Source organism: Hymenobacter sp. YC55 (genome assembly GCF_029433095.1).
GTDB lineage: Bacteria > Bacteroidota > Bacteroidia > Cytophagales > Hymenobacteraceae > Hymenobacter.
Map to the genome: position 1 here is coordinate 193,380 of NZ_JARNTX010000001.1, position 15,863 is coordinate 209,242.

Consider the following 15,863-nt stretch of genomic DNA (forward strand, 5'->3'; position numbering starts at 1 on the left):
AGCCCCCCAGTTGGCCATCAAGCCCGAAGAGTATTCTTATGCCTTCTACGAGAAAGAGAGCAAGCTACTAATCGGGTTATTGTACACCGTGGACCGGTATCTGAAAGCCTACTACGCACCAGTTACTGAGTTGAAGAAGCCCCAACTGGGCTGGAAGCCCTTGTTCAGGCCCGAGCAGGAAGTAACCAACGTGGCAGCCGACGAACAGTACCTCTACTTCACGACCTCGAAAAACACGCCGCGTCAGAAAATTATGCGCACGCCAGTCGCCCGCCCCGACGTGGCCACGGCCGAGCTATTGGTTCCTGAGTCGGCCAGCGAAGCCATCAACGACGAGCAACTAAAGGCCACCAAGGATGGGCTGTATTTTGTGCGTACCAAGAACGGCGTCGAAGCCAAGTTGTATTTCGTTGCGAAGAACTCGAAAACGGTGCGTGAGCTAGCCTTGCCGCAAGCCGCGGGCCGGCTGGAATTGGTAGTTAAAAACACGAAGTCGTCGGATTTGTGGGTGACGATGGGCGGCTGGACCACCGACCGCAAGCGCTACCGCTACGACCTAGCCGGCGGCAAGTTTGTGGCCGAACCACTGTCGTCGGAGGCGCAGTACCCGGAGTTTACCGACTTGGTAGTAGAAGAACTGATGGTGCCCTCGCACGATGGTACGCTGGTGCCACTGTCTGTTATGTACAAGAAAGGCACGCCCCGCAACGGTAACGCGCCCACGCTTATGGTGGGGTACGGTGCGTATTCCCGGGCAATGGAACCTACGTTCATGCCTACTTTCTTGCTCTGGACACAGCAAGGTGGTATTCTGGCCTGTCCGCATGTGCGTGGGGGCGGGGAGCTAGGCGAAGCCTGGCACAAAGCCGGCCAGAAAACAACCAAGCCCAACACCTGGAAAGACCTCATCGCCTGCGCCGATTATCTGGTGAAAAACCAGTACACCAGCCCCGGTAAAGTAGCCATCAACGGCGGCAGCGCGGGCGGCATCCTGATTGGCCGAGCCATGACCGAGCGGCCGGACTTGTTTGCGGTGGCCATTCCAGAGGTCGGGATTTTGAACGCCGTACGTATGGAAAATTCGCCCAACGGCCCCGCAAACGTACCGGAGTTTGGCACCATCCAAAAGCGAGAAGAAGCCAAAGCTCTGCTGGAAATGGACGCTTACCAGCATTTGCAGAAAGGCACTAAATATCCTGCCACGCTTGTCACGGCCGGTTTCAATGACCCTCGCGTTATAGCTTGGCAGCCAGCTAAGTTCGCCGCCCGCCTGCAAGCCGCCAATACCTCCGGTAAACCCGTGCTCTTCTTCACCGACTACGAGGCTGGCCACGGCATAGGGGACTCCCGGCTGAAGCAGTTCGAAAGCATTGCCGACCTGTTGGCCTTTGGGCTCTGGCAAACCGGCGCGCCGGCATTCCAACCGCTCACAACAGCCGTAAAATAGTGCAGTTATTAGAACTACGCAGTTAACGCATTACGCCAGTTGCGGAAGCCTCTGCCGAGTATCATAACCAGTAACTCTCCAGCCAATGATCCAAAATTGTGGTAGCAGGTCTCGCCGCCCGGGCTATTGCTGCACCTCGCCTTAAAGCGGCTGAGTAATAACAAAGCCTTAGTCAATAGCGCTACTGCAGAAGGCAAGGCTAAAAACTGCCGTATTAAGCTCCTTCAGCTACAATTGTTATCCTGGGCAGAGCGAGGAATCTGAATAAAATCATTAGACAACTCACCTCATATTCCTTCTGCTAAGAAACCCCAAACGGGAACATTTTTGGTTATTTGCAACGTTTTCTGACTGATGTGCGTACATTCGCACCCCGCTATTCGTGGCGGGTCTCGTTCTTTCTAATTTGGGGCTGACCGGAATTGACAGCTTGTGCAGGTCACGAGTAAGCGTGTCGGGAGTTGAGTGAATCTCCCGCCAAAAAATCATTCGAAAAACAACCGGCGAGTATAGCTACGCCATGGCTGCTTAGTCTAGGTACTAAGTAATTGCCATCGTCCCGCATCCGTCTTCTTTTACACGGGTGAGTTCGGGGCGTCGTAAGTAGAAGATAGTGCCGAAGGAGGTGTGACTTCGGCGCGAAACTCAACTGCATCTAAGGGGAGACCAAGGGCCTGATATGCGCCTGGGCTCCCTCGAAAATCCAAGCATAGATACACACGTAGAAAGCTCGATGGTTTCCTTGTCTGGACCAGGGTTCGAATCCCTGCAGCTCCACATCCCCCCTTGTACAGCACCCCGTCCGGCCCCGCCGGACGGGGTTTTGTTTTTTACTGCCGACGTTAAAAAGCACGAAATCAGGGTAAAAGGCGGCGCCGCCACCCGGCATATCCGGGGGCTACGCATTGCTATTCGGCTATCCCACTATCGGTACACCCATCGGTTACACTGCCTATTCGGGGCGGTTACACCGTCGTGCTACGTTATTCAATGCAGCCCACCTTTGTTTTTAGGAAGCCTAAAGACTGTAAGCAGATCTTACGCTCTACTATCGGTACCATCGTGCTCCGACTCACAGTAAATGGAAAACGAGGCACCAAAACCACCGGCATACAGGTGGCCTATGCTGATTGGGACGCCAAAGGCCAGAAAATTAGGGGCAAGTCCGATTTAGTGAGAGCGTACACCGCCCGGCTCACCGACCTGCTAGCCGATGCCAACCGGCACTATTTCGACTTAGAGCGGGCAAAGCTGCCGGTTACACCAAACCGGCTTAAAAAACTGATTGCTGGTGAGGAAACCCAGGCAGATGAAACCCTGCTGCAGAGTTGGGACAAATGGCATGAGCGGCAGCTGCTCAGGGCCGCGGCTGGCGAAATTCTACCAGAAACAGCCCGGGTGCCGGAGCGGCGCCGGCCGCTCGTCGAAGCATGGTTGAAATCCATTAATCAGCCGGACCTGCTGAGTCGGGAAATGACTGCACCCCTAGCGCGCGACTTTCGCCGGTGGCTGCTCACCGACTATGGTCACGTTAAAAGCGGAGCTCATGCCAACAAGTGCGCCCGGCTGCTGAGCGAGTGCATCAGCTGCGCGGTGGAACGCTCCGCCCTGGCAGTACACCCGTTCACAAAACTGAAGTTGCCCAAAGTCAAAAAGAGTCAGCTGGTGTACCTCACCACTGAGCAGCTACAGCAGATCATCCGAGTGGAGCTACCTAACTCCGGCCTAAGGCGTACTAGGGACGCCTTTTTATTGATGTGTTATACAGGTATGGCATGGGTAGATGCCCGGGCCTTTGATCCCTGCCTGCACCTGACTACCGATATCAAAGGGCAGCAATGGCTGCACCGGCCCCGAACGAAAACGGAAGTTGAGGCTATCATACCCCTGCTGCCGGCGGCTCAAGTGTTACTTAACAAGTATAAAGATGAGGGCCGGGTGCCGATACCCAGCAATCAAAAGATGAATGAGCGACTGAGAGAAATTGCAGCCATCCTGCACCTGCCGCTCAGGCTTACCTGCCACGTAGGGCGCCGAACGTTTGGTATGCTGGCACTAGACGCTGGCGTTAGTCTTGAGAGTGTTAGTGCCATGTTGGGCCATGCTTCTATCAGAATAACTCAAGAACTATATGCCAAAGTAAAAGAGGGCCGTATTGGGCGAGAAATGCGTGATGCTGGTTTGTTATAAGTCTGTAAATCGTTAAATTAAGTGATAGTATCACTCAATCTCAGCAGCCTAGGCTCAATTTGAGCTTAAAACATTGATCTAAAGAGATTTTTTCGTTTATGTTTGTGAAAAGCTAAAGACATGCTGATAAGATTCGTTGTTTCTAACTTTCTTTCCTTTGACGAGGAAAGAGAGTTTAATATGCTAGCTGGTAACTTCAAAACACATAAGCATCATGTGTACAAAGCTGGTAAAGTTGATGTTCTGAAATCTGCTGCTATTTATGGTGCAAACGGTGCCGGAAAATCCAATTTAATAGTTGCAATAGATGCGCTACAAGATATCGTAGAAGAGGGAACTGTGGCTAAGTCTATAGGAGATAAAAAATTTAGACTCAATAGAAATAACAGCAAGTCCCCTAGTTCATTTGAAATAGAATTCTTTGTAGATAATAAGATATATGATTACGGTGTAAGTTTTAATGGTGATATTATTCTTGAAGAATGGTTGTATGAATCTGGTATAACGTCGGAAGATAAAATTATTTTTGAGAGAAAATATAATAAAAATAAAACACATATAAAATTACATGGGAATTACACAAAAACAGCTAAAAGAAAATATTTAGTTGAGTTGATGGAGGAAAGCTTATTAAAAAGAAATGAACTATTAATAAGCAAAAATGATAGCTTAAAGATTCCTGATATAAAAAAGGCAAAAGATTGGATAGTGAATTCACTGTTAATTGTATATCCTGGAAGTAGATTTGGTGGTCTCGCCCCTATGATGTCCAGATCTGAAAGATTTTGTGAATTTGCTAATAATCTACTAATCACATTCGATACCGGGGTTGATAAACTTGAAGTTGTTACAGTGGATTTTGAAAAGTTTATTGGAAAAGATGAGGATGAGTTAAAAGTTGATATACTTGATAGTGTGAATGAAGGTAAACATGTTATGCTAAATTCAACTGAAAAAGGAACTGTTCATGTTTTAAAGGAAAATGATGAAGTAGTAGTTAAGTATGTGAATTCTATTCATAAGGATAATAATGGTAATGATGTATCCTTCGAATTAGATCAAGAATCTGATGGGACCCGACGTTTGTTAGATTTTATTCCTGCGCTTGATATGATAATTAGGCAGGATGTAACTTATGTCATAGACGAAATGGATCAAAGTTTACATCCAGCATTATTGTATTCAATGGTGAAAAAAATAATGGCTGATGAATCAACTAAAGGCCAATTAATATTTACTACACACGAATCAAATCTTCTTGATTTAGAGATCTTTAGACAAGATGAAATATGGTTTGCTGAAAAAAATAAAGAAAAAGGCAGTACAGAATTGTACTCATTAAGTGAGTATAAACCTCGATATGATTTAGATATTCGAAAAGGATACCTTAGAGGTAGATTTGGAGCTATCCCTTTTCTAGCGCCATTACAAGATCTAAGCTGGAGCGAACATGCGTAAGAGTAGAGGTTATAAGCGAGAAACTCCATCAAGACTTCTTCGAGATTATAAAGTATTTGCTATTGCATGTGAAGGGCAGAAAAGGGAACCTGAATATTTCAATGTATTTAGGTATATGTCTGACAGAATAAAAATTGATATTATTGAGGATGTAGTCAGCGATGGAGAAAATATAGAGAATAAGTCAGCACCCAATTGGGTGTTGGATAGAGCAATGAAATACATAGATAGGGTAGGACTTGTCGAAGAAGATTATTTGTGGTTTGTTATTGATTCAGATAGGTGGGACGTAGATCAAATCAGAGTTCTTGCAGAACATTGTGCTAGATTTGCGAATTGGCAAATAGTAATAAGTAATCCTTGCTTTGAAGTTTGGCTATATTTTCATAAGCGTTCTGATATACTTTCTTCTGCATCTGATAGTTGCAGTAAATTTAAATTTGAGATATCGACATTTGAAAATGGAGGTTATCATCCATATAAATTTATTCCCTATTTGCAAGATGCAATTACTAATGCAAAGAATGCCGACACCAATGCAGATCATTATCTGCCTGAAGTAAAAGCAACTAAAGTATATCAGTTAGCCGAGGCACTTTTAAATGTTATAGGCGTAAGTAAATTTCAAAGTTTCCTTTCAATTGTTCTCCCAAAGCTTATTGAGGAAAATGTTGAAAAGGCAAGAAAATCTAAAAAACAAAAGCCTGCTTAGAATTTGTCAAATAGGCAACTTGACAAATTATAAGTAGGTTTATTATATAAATTGCTTTATTATACTCCAACCCATTGCCGAGCTACTAGTACGTAAAATGGTGGCCGGTTTTCGTGAGGTTGATTGCCACCGGTTTCGTTGATGGTGTGGGTGTGGGCGCCGGCGGATTGCGTCTGCAAAGTGCGGTCTGAGGTCGGAGCATTGCCCCGGCTGATTGTGTTATCACTGCCATCCGAGCCCCGGGTGCCGATGCCGTGGGTGTGGGCGCCGGCGGATTCCATACCGTGCGCGTGAGCCGGCAGCTGATTGGTGGTGAGTGTTACCTGAGCAGAGCCGCCGGTGTTGCCCGGCGAATAATCACTATTTGCCGGATTCATGCCCGCAATAAAGCGTTCACGTAGATCCGCGGTGCCGTTCTGGCCGTTGCACAATGCCCAGCCGGCGGCAGGTTGGCCCAACCACCCGCGGCCGGTGCCATCATACTGAGAGGCCGTGTGATTTGTCAGCCACTGCACCTCTCCTATAGTACGGGTGTTGTTTTCTACCCATTTCCAGTAGGTGAGCTCCGGCCCTATAACGGTGCCGTAAGTGATGGCGGCGCCGGCGGCGGCCGTGCCTTTGGCCTGCGTGAGCAGCAACTGCTCACTCATACAGGGCTTACTGCCGCCGGTCTGATACGCGCGTACATCAGATTCCTCAATAGCTCCAAGCGCAATTTCCAGCGGCAGCGGCACATCACTAGCGCCATCATACCGATGGATTTCACCACCGAGCCACACAAACCCCGGCTGTATATCAGCGCGAAGGCCATCCGGACTCTTATTGCTCAGAGTGCAGCCGCTGAGCACCATCGGCGGCGCCCCCTGCAAGATGGCCGTGATGGCAGCATAGGCCTCTGATTGCAAAACCTCAAAATCATCGTTAGCTAAGCCCCGGCCGCCGGTAAAGAAAATTAATTGCTTCATTTTAGACGTATGCTAGTTTGTGGCGGATCATGGATATTTTCAGCTGCTTTATTCTGGCCTGCAGCGCGGCCTCTTGTGGCCTCAGGGAGCGCGGCACCTGCACCGTAAACCCTACTTGACTCACGTACTCAATCCAGTGATTTATATAGAGTAGCGGCTCTCCCTCAGACGTTTGGTAAGTGGGTGGCATCGGCTGCTGCTCACTCACGAAATTGAGGTACACCGGGCTGAGCTCCGTATCTGAGTTGATGATCCTGATTCGGCGGAAAACCGGATCAAACCGATCATTTAGGGCTCTTTCTAGCAGCATCGTTTGCCCGTTATAGCTGAGCTCCGTGCGGCTCCGGCGAACATGCTCCGCAAACTGTAGGTAGGTGGTGAGCAGAGGCGAGTGCAGGGCTCTCACCCAGGCGAGCATCACCGGCCGGCGAAGAATCGAAGGCAGCAACGATTTGAGCAGCGGTGGCAGGCTCAGCCGGTAGCGGAGCGGCAGCAGCGGCAGCACTTGCTGCAGCTGCTGCTCATCAATTGATAGCTGAGCCATAAGGCAGATAGGTGAGCGTGTCTACTAGGGTGCTGCCGGCGGCATCATCCTCTACTATGTAGCCGGCTTGCGTCTCGTACACCCGGCTGATCAGAGTCGGAGCGCCGGCGCCGGCCCGGGCGGTTACGGCTACCATCTGCACATCTTTCACCCCGGGCACGGCCTGCAGGTAGTCCTGAATTTTGGCGAGGTAGATCAGGCCGTTAAATTCTAAGGCTGCCAAGTAGGAGCGGAGCGAGGCCTGCACCTGCAGCTGCAGGGCCGGCACATCAATCAGCGGATCATAGTAGATTTTGGCCTCTACTCGGAGCTTATCAGCAGCCCGGCTCACAATTTCTTTCCGGACGCCGGCAAATCCTTTCCGGTCAAAATAGCCTCTCACCTGCGTGAGCTCTGCATTGCTGAGCGCTGCCAGGGTACCGGCTACCGGGCCATTTTTGGCCACCTTTATAAAGAGCTTGCCGGTGAGTTCGTTTTCAATGGCCGCGGCCCGGGTGATGATTTTCGCGCCGGTGCTGCCGGCGGCGTAATGAATACCATCATCATCAGCCACCAACGTATCACCGGCCTGAAACAGCAGAGCCTGATCAGCATACCATGCTGCAGTGCCGGGTTTGGCCCGGGCAAGGGCTGTTTCTACATCTGCCTTATGCCGGTCAAAAATCACCTCATGCAAGTGCAGGGCAAAGGCCGTAATGAATGCCCACAACCGATGTAGGGCGGTGGCAGAGGTTGAATTAAGCCGGGCTAAAACCGGATCTGCCGCCCGGCTGGCCTGTATGGCATCAAATATTTCCTGCTGAGTGCGGGCCATGGTAAGCTATTTTTTGAGGTAGATCCGAACCTGCCAGAGCAGGCCGGCTAGTAATGCCAGGCCGAAAGCCGGCACCAACCAATCAGGCGCGTAAGCCATTAGGTAAAACGCCCCATAGCGTCAGCGGCCTCTATATGGTGCTCAATCAGAAAGCGGATTCTGATATCCTGCGTGTCCCGTAGCACACAGAAGAAATCACCCTGCAGCGCCAAGGCCTCCGGCCGGCTGTTCAGGAAATCATGCCAGGAGCTTTCACTGATGCTGATGTACTGCTGCTTTACAAAGTCGAGCACCGTTTCCGAGCTCACTAGGATGTACAGGATGGCTCCGCTTTGCGGATCTACGGCCGTGTTATTGTCGGCTACCAGCGTTTTAGGGTAGGAGCTCACGCCCTCCCAGGTAAGCCGCTCACCATACTCACCGGCTTCAGTGGCCGCGTACTGCGTCACGCTCAGCTGCATGAGCACCGAGCAAGTGCCATCGGCTTGCTGATTGATGTTCAGGCCATGGTAGCGGGCCTTTTGCTTAACTACAGTAGCCCCGCTCCGGCGGTCTGATACAGGTAGCTCAATAGTGGTAACAGGTAGCGAAACTAAGGGCATGAGAAAGGAGGTAAAAAGAGAGAAATCAATTATTTGCGGTCAAATAGGCCGTATCCGGTGTTGCCGATAAAACCGGCATAGCCTTTCACGTTGCTGATCACCCAGCGCTTACCGGAGCCGCTGAGCACGGTATGATCACCCTGATTCATCAGATCCGGATTAAAGGATTGATGGCAGTTAATCACATCACCCACCTGCCACATCGTTACATCATCGTCTGAGCTAATCAGATCAATCCGAACTGAGGTATCAGATAAAATCACCACGTTGAAAACCGGCAGGTTCTGCTCATAGTAGTGGCCTAGAGCCCTGATCTGATCCAGCTTTGTGCGGGCCGCGGCCGTTACGATGGATTCATTAGCCCGGGCGCTGCGCGTGATGCTGCCGGCGCTGAGCCAATGATCATTCACATTGCCCAGGCCGGTAAGAAACTGGCAGCGGGCTCTGCCGGCATCATCGGCTAGCAGCACATCAAAAATCCCCTCCGCAGTGGCGCGGTTGATGCCGGCGGCGTAGGCTTGAAACTGCTGCAGGCCGCGGCAGTTGGCTACCAATTCCGGTAGGCTGCCGGGCCGGCCCGGCACCCCGTTGAGCGCTAGGCTAAAATTGCAGTAGATGATATTGAGGAAAGTGAGATTGCTGCCGGGCGCGGTTTTGATATCGTTTATCCGGCTTTCGCGGGCCTCTAAGCGCTGCAGGCCCGGCACATTGCGAAGATCTAGCAGCCCCAGGCCGGCCCCGCCGGTGAGCCCGTTGTTAGCAATGTAGAGCGCCGAAAGAGAGGGCATCGGCGGCAGCACTTGCGGGTAGGCTATGCGGTTGCCGTTCAATACAATTTCACTCAGGCCGGGCGCATTGATTGGCCACCCTACGCTAGTGCAGTTGGAATTACCGGCGCGGATCTGCGAGGCATTAACCTCCGTAACATCTAAAATCTGATCATAGCAATCCGTGCCATCAATATCGAGCGAGTACTGAAAATTGGCCTTGAAAGTGGTGCACTTGCTGCCGTTAAGGGCCGCGGCCACTAGGTTCCGGAAGGCTGAAAAATCCGCTATCCCCTCATCACCATTGAGCGAAACCACCCCACCGGAGCGGATAGTGAGCAGATCTACCGTTTCGGGCTGCGCTATACTAATACCACAGGTGCGGCGGCTGGCATTCGGATAGGTTTTATTGATTTCACCTATAAACGCATCAGCTGAGCCATCATCGGTGCTCAGCGTGGTGGTGAGCCCGGTGGTGGTGCGTACTGTAAGCCGGAGCTCAGTGCTGAAAAAGGTAAATTCAATAGTTGGCCTCACGCGCATCATGGCCGTGAAAAACCCGCGTAAATAGCTGAAACCGCTCATTTCTACAGGGAAATACTAGGCAAGAGTGAAAATTGTGTATTGTATTTTCCCGTTACCGCCCACCTTGAACATGTACATGTTTTCCTTGCCGGATTGAAAAACCCCGGTTATCAGCTGAAAATCCGCCGGATTGATCACCGGAGCGCTTGCCCCTACACCCAGGTAAGCCCCTACCACCGTGCCGAGTACCGCCCCGGTTTTGTCGAGAGTGAAAGTGCCGCTGAAAATGGCCGGGTATTCTCTGTCTCGCGTGAAGGTGATTGTAGTACCGGCGCCGGGCTGCACCCCTACTTTGCCGTTGATTTCATTGATGGCAGCCACTAGGGAGCCCTTTGCCGCGGTGGTGAGATCCGCCCGGGTGCCTACTTCCGTTTTCACGGCAGCCACCGAGGGCACGGCCGTGGTGCTGTTGGTGCTCAGATCCTGCTCCGGCGTGATGGTGGCACCGCTCCCGCTGCCTACCTGAATCTGCACATTGCCATTTGCATCCGGTGCAACCCCGTTCACCGAGCGCACGGTGCCGGTGCCGCCGGTGCTAGGGTTGGTTACGGTGGTAGTCGGATCAGGCGAGGTAAAGCGGAGCCGCCATGCCGTGCTCACGCCTACTACCTGATTGCCGGCCTCTCCCTCTACCAGCTGCACCGAGGCCGCGGCCGTGGCATAGCACTCATACATGGCAATCTTAGCGGCGCTGATGGCGTGAATCCATACATCACCCGCGGCGCCGGCCTCCGAGGTTGGCGCGTAGCTTTCCCATCGAATGCGTGAGCCGTTGATGCCGTTGGTGCCATCGGTACCGGGCCGGCCCTGCAGGCTGACCATGTACTGAGACAAGGTGCCAACAAAGCCGGAGGCCTGCGCAAGCTCATAGGCGGATTTGCCAGCCGGGCCAGGAACGGTAGAAGCCGGGCCGGGCAAGCCCCGCGGCCCGGGTACGGCGCTAGGAGCTCCGCGGAGCGTGAGCTTGAAAAGCCACTCCCCGGCCTCCTTTAGATACATATCTGCCGTTTGCAGATCTACGTAGGCATCAATATCAGTACCCAGGCCATTATCAGGCACCCCGTTACCGTGCAGAATCACCGCCCCGCGGGCCATGCCTTCAAACACTTCTACGGCTGCGGCTACCTCACCGAAAACAGCCTGCAGATCTAGGGCACTTGTATCAGATAGGCCGCTCCGGATGTGGGTGGTGGCGGAATCACGTATTAAATCGGCGTACATAACCAGTTATTTAAAATCTGCTTTTTTGAAGTCGGAAGGCAGGAAATCCTGCATTGTATCGGGCTCATCAGGTGGCACTACAATGCCGGCCGGCAGGACGGCATCAGCCACATTTATCCGGTAGGAGCGGGCGGCGAAGTAGTTCACCACCTCCGGCCGGCTCAGCACCGAATCCGGCACCTGCAGCACTTGCCCAGGCCGGAGCACCGCGGTGCAGCTGAGCCCGTTGGCATCGGCTAAATCAAATAGGGCGTCCAAGGTGCCGAGCTCCTGCAGGCATACATCTAGCAGGGATTGGCCGGCACTGATCAGGGTAGTTTTCACGGCCGCTCAGCGTTAAGAGTGAGCTCAGCTGCTGCTGAGACTAAGAAGGTGTACACCCGGTAGCCATCCCGCTCTAATTGCAGGGTGCCCTCACGCTGCAGCGCGGCGCGGCGCTGAGCATCCATCGGGCCGGACTGGTAGCGGAGTAGATTGATGCCGGTGAGTGGGCTCTGGCGCCATTCACCCTGAGCAGTGAGCAGTAGGAGCTCCTGATGCTGCTCATCGGAGAGGCCGGCCACAAAATCACCGTTCTCTATGGCCACATCATAGCCGGCATCTAGTAGGAAATCGGATGCTTTCATGATCAGGAAAGGGTGCCGGTGTGATTGGTAGCGGTGCCGGTAGTTGTTACCATGGCCGCGGCCACAAACTCATAAATTGCCTGAGCGTGCCGCTGAGCAGACAGCTGCCGGGCCGCGGCCGGATCTTCCGCGGTGCTCAGATCTTCCATGATCTGCTCTAAATCTTGCTGCAGCTTGGGTAGGGCAGTGAGTAGCGACATGATTAGGCGGTGAGTAGGTTGGGCAAGCGCGTGAGCAGCTGCTGCAGCGCTTGCTGAGAGGTTGGAAGCATGCCGGTAGTGGCGCCGGTGTTGGTGAGCAGCACTAGCTGCTGCACTGCCTGCACCAAGTCCTGCAGCCAAGTGAGCAGGCTTTCCTGAGCGGTGCTGAGCGTGAATGATTCGAGCTCTGAGGCGCCCACCATAAAGGCGGTATTGATATCGTTGCCGATGAGCCCAATGAGCACCACCGAATCAACGGCCGGCCACAGAATGAGCCCGGTGGCCAGATCATCGTCGACTGCTCTAAGCCGCACATCAAACACCTCCGGCGCTTGCTTGTCGAGGGGCTGCACATCAATGATGGCCTCCGCTTTGTTGACGCTGAGCACGGTGGCCGGGAATACCTGCACCGGCAGCTGCTCTCTCACGATTTGCTGAATCATCTCGCGTAACTGCATTACAGTGCTGCTTTTGGCCCTAGTTTGATCTGCCGGCGGCTGCCACCGACCCCGAACGTTTTCACCACCTCATCAATCGAGTAGGCACCGGCCCGCTCTGGATAGTCCGGATCAGAGAGCACGGCTACATCACCGTGCTCCGCCGGCGGATTGCCGAACGTGGTAAAACCGCCCCGGTAGCCATCGAAGCGAAGCCGGGCGGCCTCTGCTTTCACGTAGGCTCTGAGCTCTGTTTCGGTGAGCCCTACGGCGTTGATGGTGCGGATTTCGCCGGCTGGCACTCCCTTGCTGAAAGCATTCACCACTTGACCCGTTTCGCCCTTTACCTTGCCGGTTTTGGTACTGCCACCCTCATCAATCTCTATTTTCTTGCCTCCTTTCAGATGGCTGATGCCGTGAAAGCGGATAGCTACATCATCGGCAAGGGTATAGGTGAGATCCGAGCTAATGATGTTCTGTGTGAAGCCATAGCGGTGCTCCACTGCTTTGCCGGCGGCTGGGTAGGGATTACCTGCTACCAAAACACCACCGCGGAAAAAGCACCGGATGCCGAACTGCGTTTTCAGGCTGTCGAATACTTGCGCCCCGGTGGCTTTGGTGATGGTGTATTTACCCAGGGCCAACTCTCCGAGCTCCTGAATCGGATAGCTGAGCCCGTTTTCGTCTAGCACGTACTGCAGCAGCTGCCGGAGCGTAACGGCCCGCCATGCCTTGCTCAGTGGCTTGCGCTTTAGCTGCCACATCTGATCCTCACACTCAATCTGAAAGGGAGTGCCGGGTTTGATGGCAGAGATAAAGCCGGAAAACTCCGGCCGGATCACGCCATCATAGCCGTAGCTGATGTTCACAGCATCCCCAACGCTAAGCAGATCCGGCAAATCCTTCACGGCGCCGGCCTGCAGCACCCGAATTTTGCGCGGCAGGGTGATGGTGCAGGTATCGGTGAAGCGCTGCCAGGTGCTTACAATTTTGAGCTCATGCACAAAATCAATCGGCTGCAGGGCTCCGATTTCGATTTTCAGGGAGTCTTTTAGGCTAAACATGATTAGAGAGTGAGCTCTATGGGTTCATCAGATAGGCACTGCAGCTCATAGGCTTGCAGGTTCACAAAGCCCGGCAGACTTTCGTAGGTAGCATTTGTTACCACTAGATTTTTAATGCCGTACACATCTAGCAGCCACCCGGCCACCGGCAGCGCTACGCCGGCGCCTACCAGATCCCTGAGCACCTGCACCTGCGGCAGCGGATACTCAAAGCGGGTTTCCGAGAAAGGATCAGAGGCCAAAATGCCGCGGATCGAAACCGCGTAATCACCCTGATTTATGTACTCTTTCACTGAGCCCCGGCGGCCGGTGATAGGGGTGCTAATCACGTTCTGAGGCTGCTGCACCGTCACAATCGGATCAATGAGCTCAATACCCTCATAGCCGCCGGAGGTGGTGTGCACCCCTTGAATCGATATTTTACAGAACGCCGGCAGCCCTAGCAGGCCGCGGCCTGCGTTGGTTGGCTCCGGCCCGGGCGGATTGGCCCGGGCCGGCGGATCCTTCGGCCCTAGTGGCTCCGGCTGCTGAAACCGCTGCAAAGGGCTGTAGCCAAATGCCTCAGCGGTGAGTGCTTTTAGATTAAGTTGGCGCATCAGGTTGAGGCTATAGTGTTCACATCGTTGAGCTCCGCAACGATCATTTTCATCACCTGCTGCGCTACATTCTCAGCCCCCTCTGCAGCACTGGCCACCTGCATGCTAGCCACCCCAATGAGCTCCCGAATGTTAAGCGTGATGTTGGTTACCTTGGAGCCGCCGGCGGCGCCGGCACTGCCGGCCTTTTCTTTGAGTGAGGGAGCCAACGATGCCGGCGCGGCGGCCCCTTTCTTGTTGCCGGCCATGAATGCCGAGGCGGCATCAGTGCCGGCCGCCGGCTCCTTAGCCTGATCGAATAGGGTGGATTTTTTAAACCCTTTTTTGTAGCCATCAGCGAAGCCTTTCCCGGCCTGCTCAGCGATGCCCCCGCCATCGGCAACGGCCATCAGCGTGTTTTTGAGACCGGTTTTTAGCTTGCCCCAATTCATTGTAAATACCCCTTCTAGGATATCAGCAAGGCCGCCGAATGCTTTCACGGCCGCGGAGGCAATGCCCGAAAATGCCGCGGTGGCCCCGCTCAGCAGGCCGGCAAAGAATTTCTGCAGGCGCGGGCTCGTTTCAACAAACCGCACAATAGCGCCGAGTAACCCGGCAAACTTGGTATAGATGGCACCCAGGGCGGAGGCGGCCACTTTGATCACCGGGCTCAGATAGGTGATGGCCGTGGCCATGCCATTGAAAACGGTAGTGAGGAATCCGGCCCCGTCTCCGGTGATGCCCAGCTGCACATAAATGCCATCAAAGGCATCAATCAACGGCTGCAGCGCATCCTGCAGCGGCCGGAACATGGCAATGATCTGCGTTGATTTGGTGCTGATGAAGGTGAGCAGCGTCCCGCCGGCGTCTACGATCTTGCCGAGCCCGGGCGTAAGTGCTTCCCCCATCTTGCCGCCGATGTTCTGCGCAAAGCCTACCAGTGAGCTCAACCGGCCGGCAAAGGTTTTGCTCTGCTTTTCCATCAGGTTGCCCCACTTGCCGCCGGCGCCTCCGAGCTCATCAAAGGCCTTATCCAGCATGCCGAAACTGATCTTACCATCAGCACCCATTTTCCGCACTTCCGCGGTGGTTACGCCTAGCTGCTTCGCTAGCGAGTCCATCACCGGAATGCCGGCATCTACCAGCTGATTCAGATCCTCTCCCTGAATGATGCCGGATAATTTATTCTTGCCGTACATCGAAATCAGCTCCCCGAAGTCTTTCCCGGTGGCGCTGCTGATGTTGCCGAGCTTGGTAAGAATCGGGTTTAGGCTTTCGGCTTTCTCCCCGAATGCTAGCAGCTGCCGGCCTCCGCTGATCACCTGCTCATCATCAAACGGCGTGATCTGCGCAAATTTCTGCAGGTCGGCTATCACCTTGTTGCCGGCCTCTGCCGAGCCGGTGAAGGTTTCAAACTGCACCCGGGTTTGCTCCAAGTCGGAGCCCATTTTCACAATGCCCTTAGCGGCCTCAAAGATGCCTACTGCAGCGAATGCCCGGCCGGCCATGGATGCCAGGCCGCTGAGCCCGCTCTGAGCCTGCGAGGTGTCTACTTTGACTTTGTGAGGCTTTTCTACATCACTGCCAAACTTGCTCACCTTATCTGCAAGGCTTGCCAATTTCGGCCCTAGCAGATCTTCAAGCGTGAGTTTAAAA

General features: G+C 53.2%; 17 protein-coding genes and 1 other RNA gene. 5 read left to right on the forward strand and 13 right to left on the reverse strand.

The annotated features are described in order from the left end of the window. Positions 1-10 precede the first annotated feature (10 nt). The 5 genes from P1X16_RS00825 (at position 11) to P1X16_RS00845 (ending at position 5,807) form a co-directional block, all read left to right on the forward strand. Entirely contained in the window at positions 11-1,447 is a 1,437-nt protein-coding gene (locus P1X16_RS00825; protein ID WP_277225485.1) for a prolyl oligopeptidase family serine peptidase, read from the forward strand. Between the two features lie 408 nt (positions 1,448-1,855). Next, positions 1,856-2,227: a transfer-messenger RNA gene (gene ssrA, locus P1X16_RS00830) on the forward strand. A 282-nt stretch (positions 2,228-2,509) separates the two neighbouring features. Further along, the gene (locus P1X16_RS00835; protein ID WP_277225487.1) at positions 2,510-3,637 is read left to right on the forward strand and encodes a site-specific integrase; all 1,128 of its coding nucleotides are present in this window, start codon (positions 2,510-2,512) and stop codon (positions 3,635-3,637) included. Between the two features lie 120 nt (positions 3,638-3,757). Beyond that, positions 3,758-5,095: an ATP-binding protein gene (locus tag P1X16_RS00840; protein ID WP_277225490.1), complete on the forward strand. Its 1,338-nt coding sequence runs from the start codon at positions 3,758-3,760 to the stop codon at positions 5,093-5,095. Further along, positions 5,088-5,807, forward strand: coding sequence for an RloB family protein (locus P1X16_RS00845; RefSeq protein WP_277225493.1), 720 nt, complete (start codon positions 5,088-5,090; stop codon positions 5,805-5,807). Before P1X16_RS00840 ends, P1X16_RS00845 begins: the two co-directional genes overlap by 8 nt. 59 nt (positions 5,808-5,866) lie before the next feature. Here the strand turns inward: P1X16_RS00845 and P1X16_RS00850 are convergent, their stop codons facing one another. The 13 genes from P1X16_RS00850 to P1X16_RS00910 form a co-directional block, all read right to left on the reverse strand. Beyond that, positions 5,867-6,772, reverse strand: a complete 906-nt coding sequence (locus tag P1X16_RS00850; RefSeq protein WP_277225496.1) for a hypothetical protein — start codon at positions 6,770-6,772, stop codon at positions 5,867-5,869. A gap of 1 nt (position 6,773) precedes the next feature. After that, positions 6,774-7,316, reverse strand: coding sequence for a hypothetical protein (locus tag P1X16_RS00855; RefSeq protein ID WP_277225498.1), 543 nt, complete (start codon positions 7,314-7,316; stop codon positions 6,774-6,776). Continuing rightward, positions 7,297-8,130, reverse strand: a complete 834-nt coding sequence (locus tag P1X16_RS00860) for a hypothetical protein (protein ID WP_277225501.1) — start codon at positions 8,128-8,130, stop codon at positions 7,297-7,299. Before P1X16_RS00860 ends, P1X16_RS00855 begins: the two co-directional genes overlap by 20 nt. Before the next feature lie 98 nt (positions 8,131-8,228). After that, positions 8,229-8,732 (reverse strand): hypothetical protein, encoded by a 504-nt coding sequence (locus P1X16_RS00865; RefSeq protein ID WP_277225502.1) that lies wholly within the window; start codon positions 8,730-8,732, stop codon positions 8,229-8,231. A gap of 29 nt (positions 8,733-8,761) precedes the next feature. Then, positions 8,762-10,084 (reverse strand): hypothetical protein, encoded by a 1,323-nt coding sequence (locus P1X16_RS00870; RefSeq protein WP_277225504.1) that lies wholly within the window; start codon positions 10,082-10,084, stop codon positions 8,762-8,764. A 15-nt stretch (positions 10,085-10,099) separates the two neighbouring features. Beyond that, on the reverse strand, positions 10,100-11,305 hold the full coding sequence (locus P1X16_RS00875) for a hypothetical protein (protein WP_277225506.1): 1,206 nt from the start codon (positions 11,303-11,305) through the stop codon (positions 10,100-10,102). Between the two features lie 6 nt (positions 11,306-11,311). Continuing rightward, entirely contained in the window at positions 11,312-11,629 is a 318-nt protein-coding gene (locus tag P1X16_RS00880; protein WP_277225509.1) for a LysM peptidoglycan-binding domain-containing protein, read from the reverse strand. Next, a complete protein-coding gene (locus P1X16_RS00885; protein ID WP_277225510.1) occupies positions 11,626-11,931 on the reverse strand; it encodes a hypothetical protein in 306 nt (101 codons plus the stop codon). The genes P1X16_RS00880 and P1X16_RS00885 overlap by 4 nt, the downstream gene beginning before the upstream one ends. Positions 11,932-11,933: 2 nt before the next feature. Continuing rightward, on the reverse strand, positions 11,934-12,131 hold the full coding sequence (locus P1X16_RS00890; RefSeq protein WP_277225512.1) for a hypothetical protein: 198 nt from the start codon (positions 12,129-12,131) through the stop codon (positions 11,934-11,936). 2 nt (positions 12,132-12,133) lie between these two features. Then, a complete protein-coding gene (locus P1X16_RS00895; protein WP_277225515.1) occupies positions 12,134-12,589 on the reverse strand; it encodes a hypothetical protein in 456 nt (151 codons plus the stop codon). Further along, complete coding sequence (locus P1X16_RS00900) at positions 12,589-13,632, reverse strand: hypothetical protein (RefSeq protein WP_277225516.1); 1,044 nt, start codon at positions 13,630-13,632, stop codon at positions 12,589-12,591. Before P1X16_RS00900 ends, P1X16_RS00895 begins: the two co-directional genes overlap by 1 nt. A gap of 2 nt (positions 13,633-13,634) precedes the next feature. Beyond that, positions 13,635-14,228 carry a DUF6046 domain-containing protein gene (locus P1X16_RS00905; protein ID WP_277225518.1) on the reverse strand — a complete coding sequence of 198 codons (594 nt, stop codon included), beginning with the start codon at positions 14,226-14,228 and terminating at the stop codon, positions 13,635-13,637. Then, positions 14,228-15,826 carry a tape measure protein gene (locus P1X16_RS00910; RefSeq protein ID WP_277225521.1) on the reverse strand — a complete coding sequence of 533 codons (1,599 nt, stop codon included), beginning with the start codon at positions 15,824-15,826 and terminating at the stop codon, positions 14,228-14,230. The genes P1X16_RS00905 and P1X16_RS00910 overlap by 1 nt, the downstream gene beginning before the upstream one ends. Between the last annotated feature and the right edge of the window lie 37 nt (positions 15,827-15,863).

What these genes read in the sequence shown, in the direction of transcription:
- P1X16_RS00895 (WP_277225515.1), bottom strand. Translation starts at nt 12,589, where the DNA reads ATGCAGTTACGCGAGATGATTCAGCAAATCGTGAGAGAGCAGCTGCCG.
- P1X16_RS00875 (WP_277225506.1), bottom strand. Translation starts at nt 11,305, where the DNA reads ATGTACGCCGATTTAATACGTGATTCCGCCACCACCCACATCCGGAGC.
- P1X16_RS00855 (WP_277225498.1), bottom strand. Translation starts at nt 7,316, where the DNA reads ATGGCTCAGCTATCAATTGATGAGCAGCAGCTGCAGCAAGTGCTGCCG.
- P1X16_RS00890 (WP_277225512.1), bottom strand. Translation starts at nt 12,131, where the DNA reads ATGTCGCTACTCACTGCCCTACCCAAGCTGCAGCAAGATTTAGAGCAG.
- P1X16_RS00865 (WP_277225502.1), bottom strand. Translation starts at nt 8,732, where the DNA reads ATGCCCTTAGTTTCGCTACCTGTTACCACTATTGAGCTACCTGTATCA.
- P1X16_RS00845 (WP_277225493.1), top strand. Translation starts at nt 5,088, where the DNA reads ATGCGTAAGAGTAGAGGTTATAAGCGAGAAACTCCATCAAGACTTCTT.
- P1X16_RS00870 (WP_277225504.1), bottom strand. Translation starts at nt 10,084, where the DNA reads ATGAGCGGTTTCAGCTATTTACGCGGGTTTTTCACGGCCATGATGCGC.
- P1X16_RS00840 (WP_277225490.1), top strand. Translation starts at nt 3,758, where the DNA reads ATGCTGATAAGATTCGTTGTTTCTAACTTTCTTTCCTTTGACGAGGAA.
- P1X16_RS00900 (WP_277225516.1), bottom strand. Translation starts at nt 13,632, where the DNA reads ATGTTTAGCCTAAAAGACTCCCTGAAAATCGAAATCGGAGCCCTGCAG.
- P1X16_RS00860 (WP_277225501.1), bottom strand. Translation starts at nt 8,130, where the DNA reads ATGGCCCGCACTCAGCAGGAAATATTTGATGCCATACAGGCCAGCCGG.
- P1X16_RS00905 (WP_277225518.1), bottom strand. Translation starts at nt 14,228, where the DNA reads ATGCGCCAACTTAATCTAAAAGCACTCACCGCTGAGGCATTTGGCTAC.
- P1X16_RS00885 (WP_277225510.1), bottom strand. Translation starts at nt 11,931, where the DNA reads ATGAAAGCATCCGATTTCCTACTAGATGCCGGCTATGATGTGGCCATA.
- P1X16_RS00850 (WP_277225496.1), bottom strand. Translation starts at nt 6,772, where the DNA reads ATGAAGCAATTAATTTTCTTTACCGGCGGCCGGGGCTTAGCTAACGAT.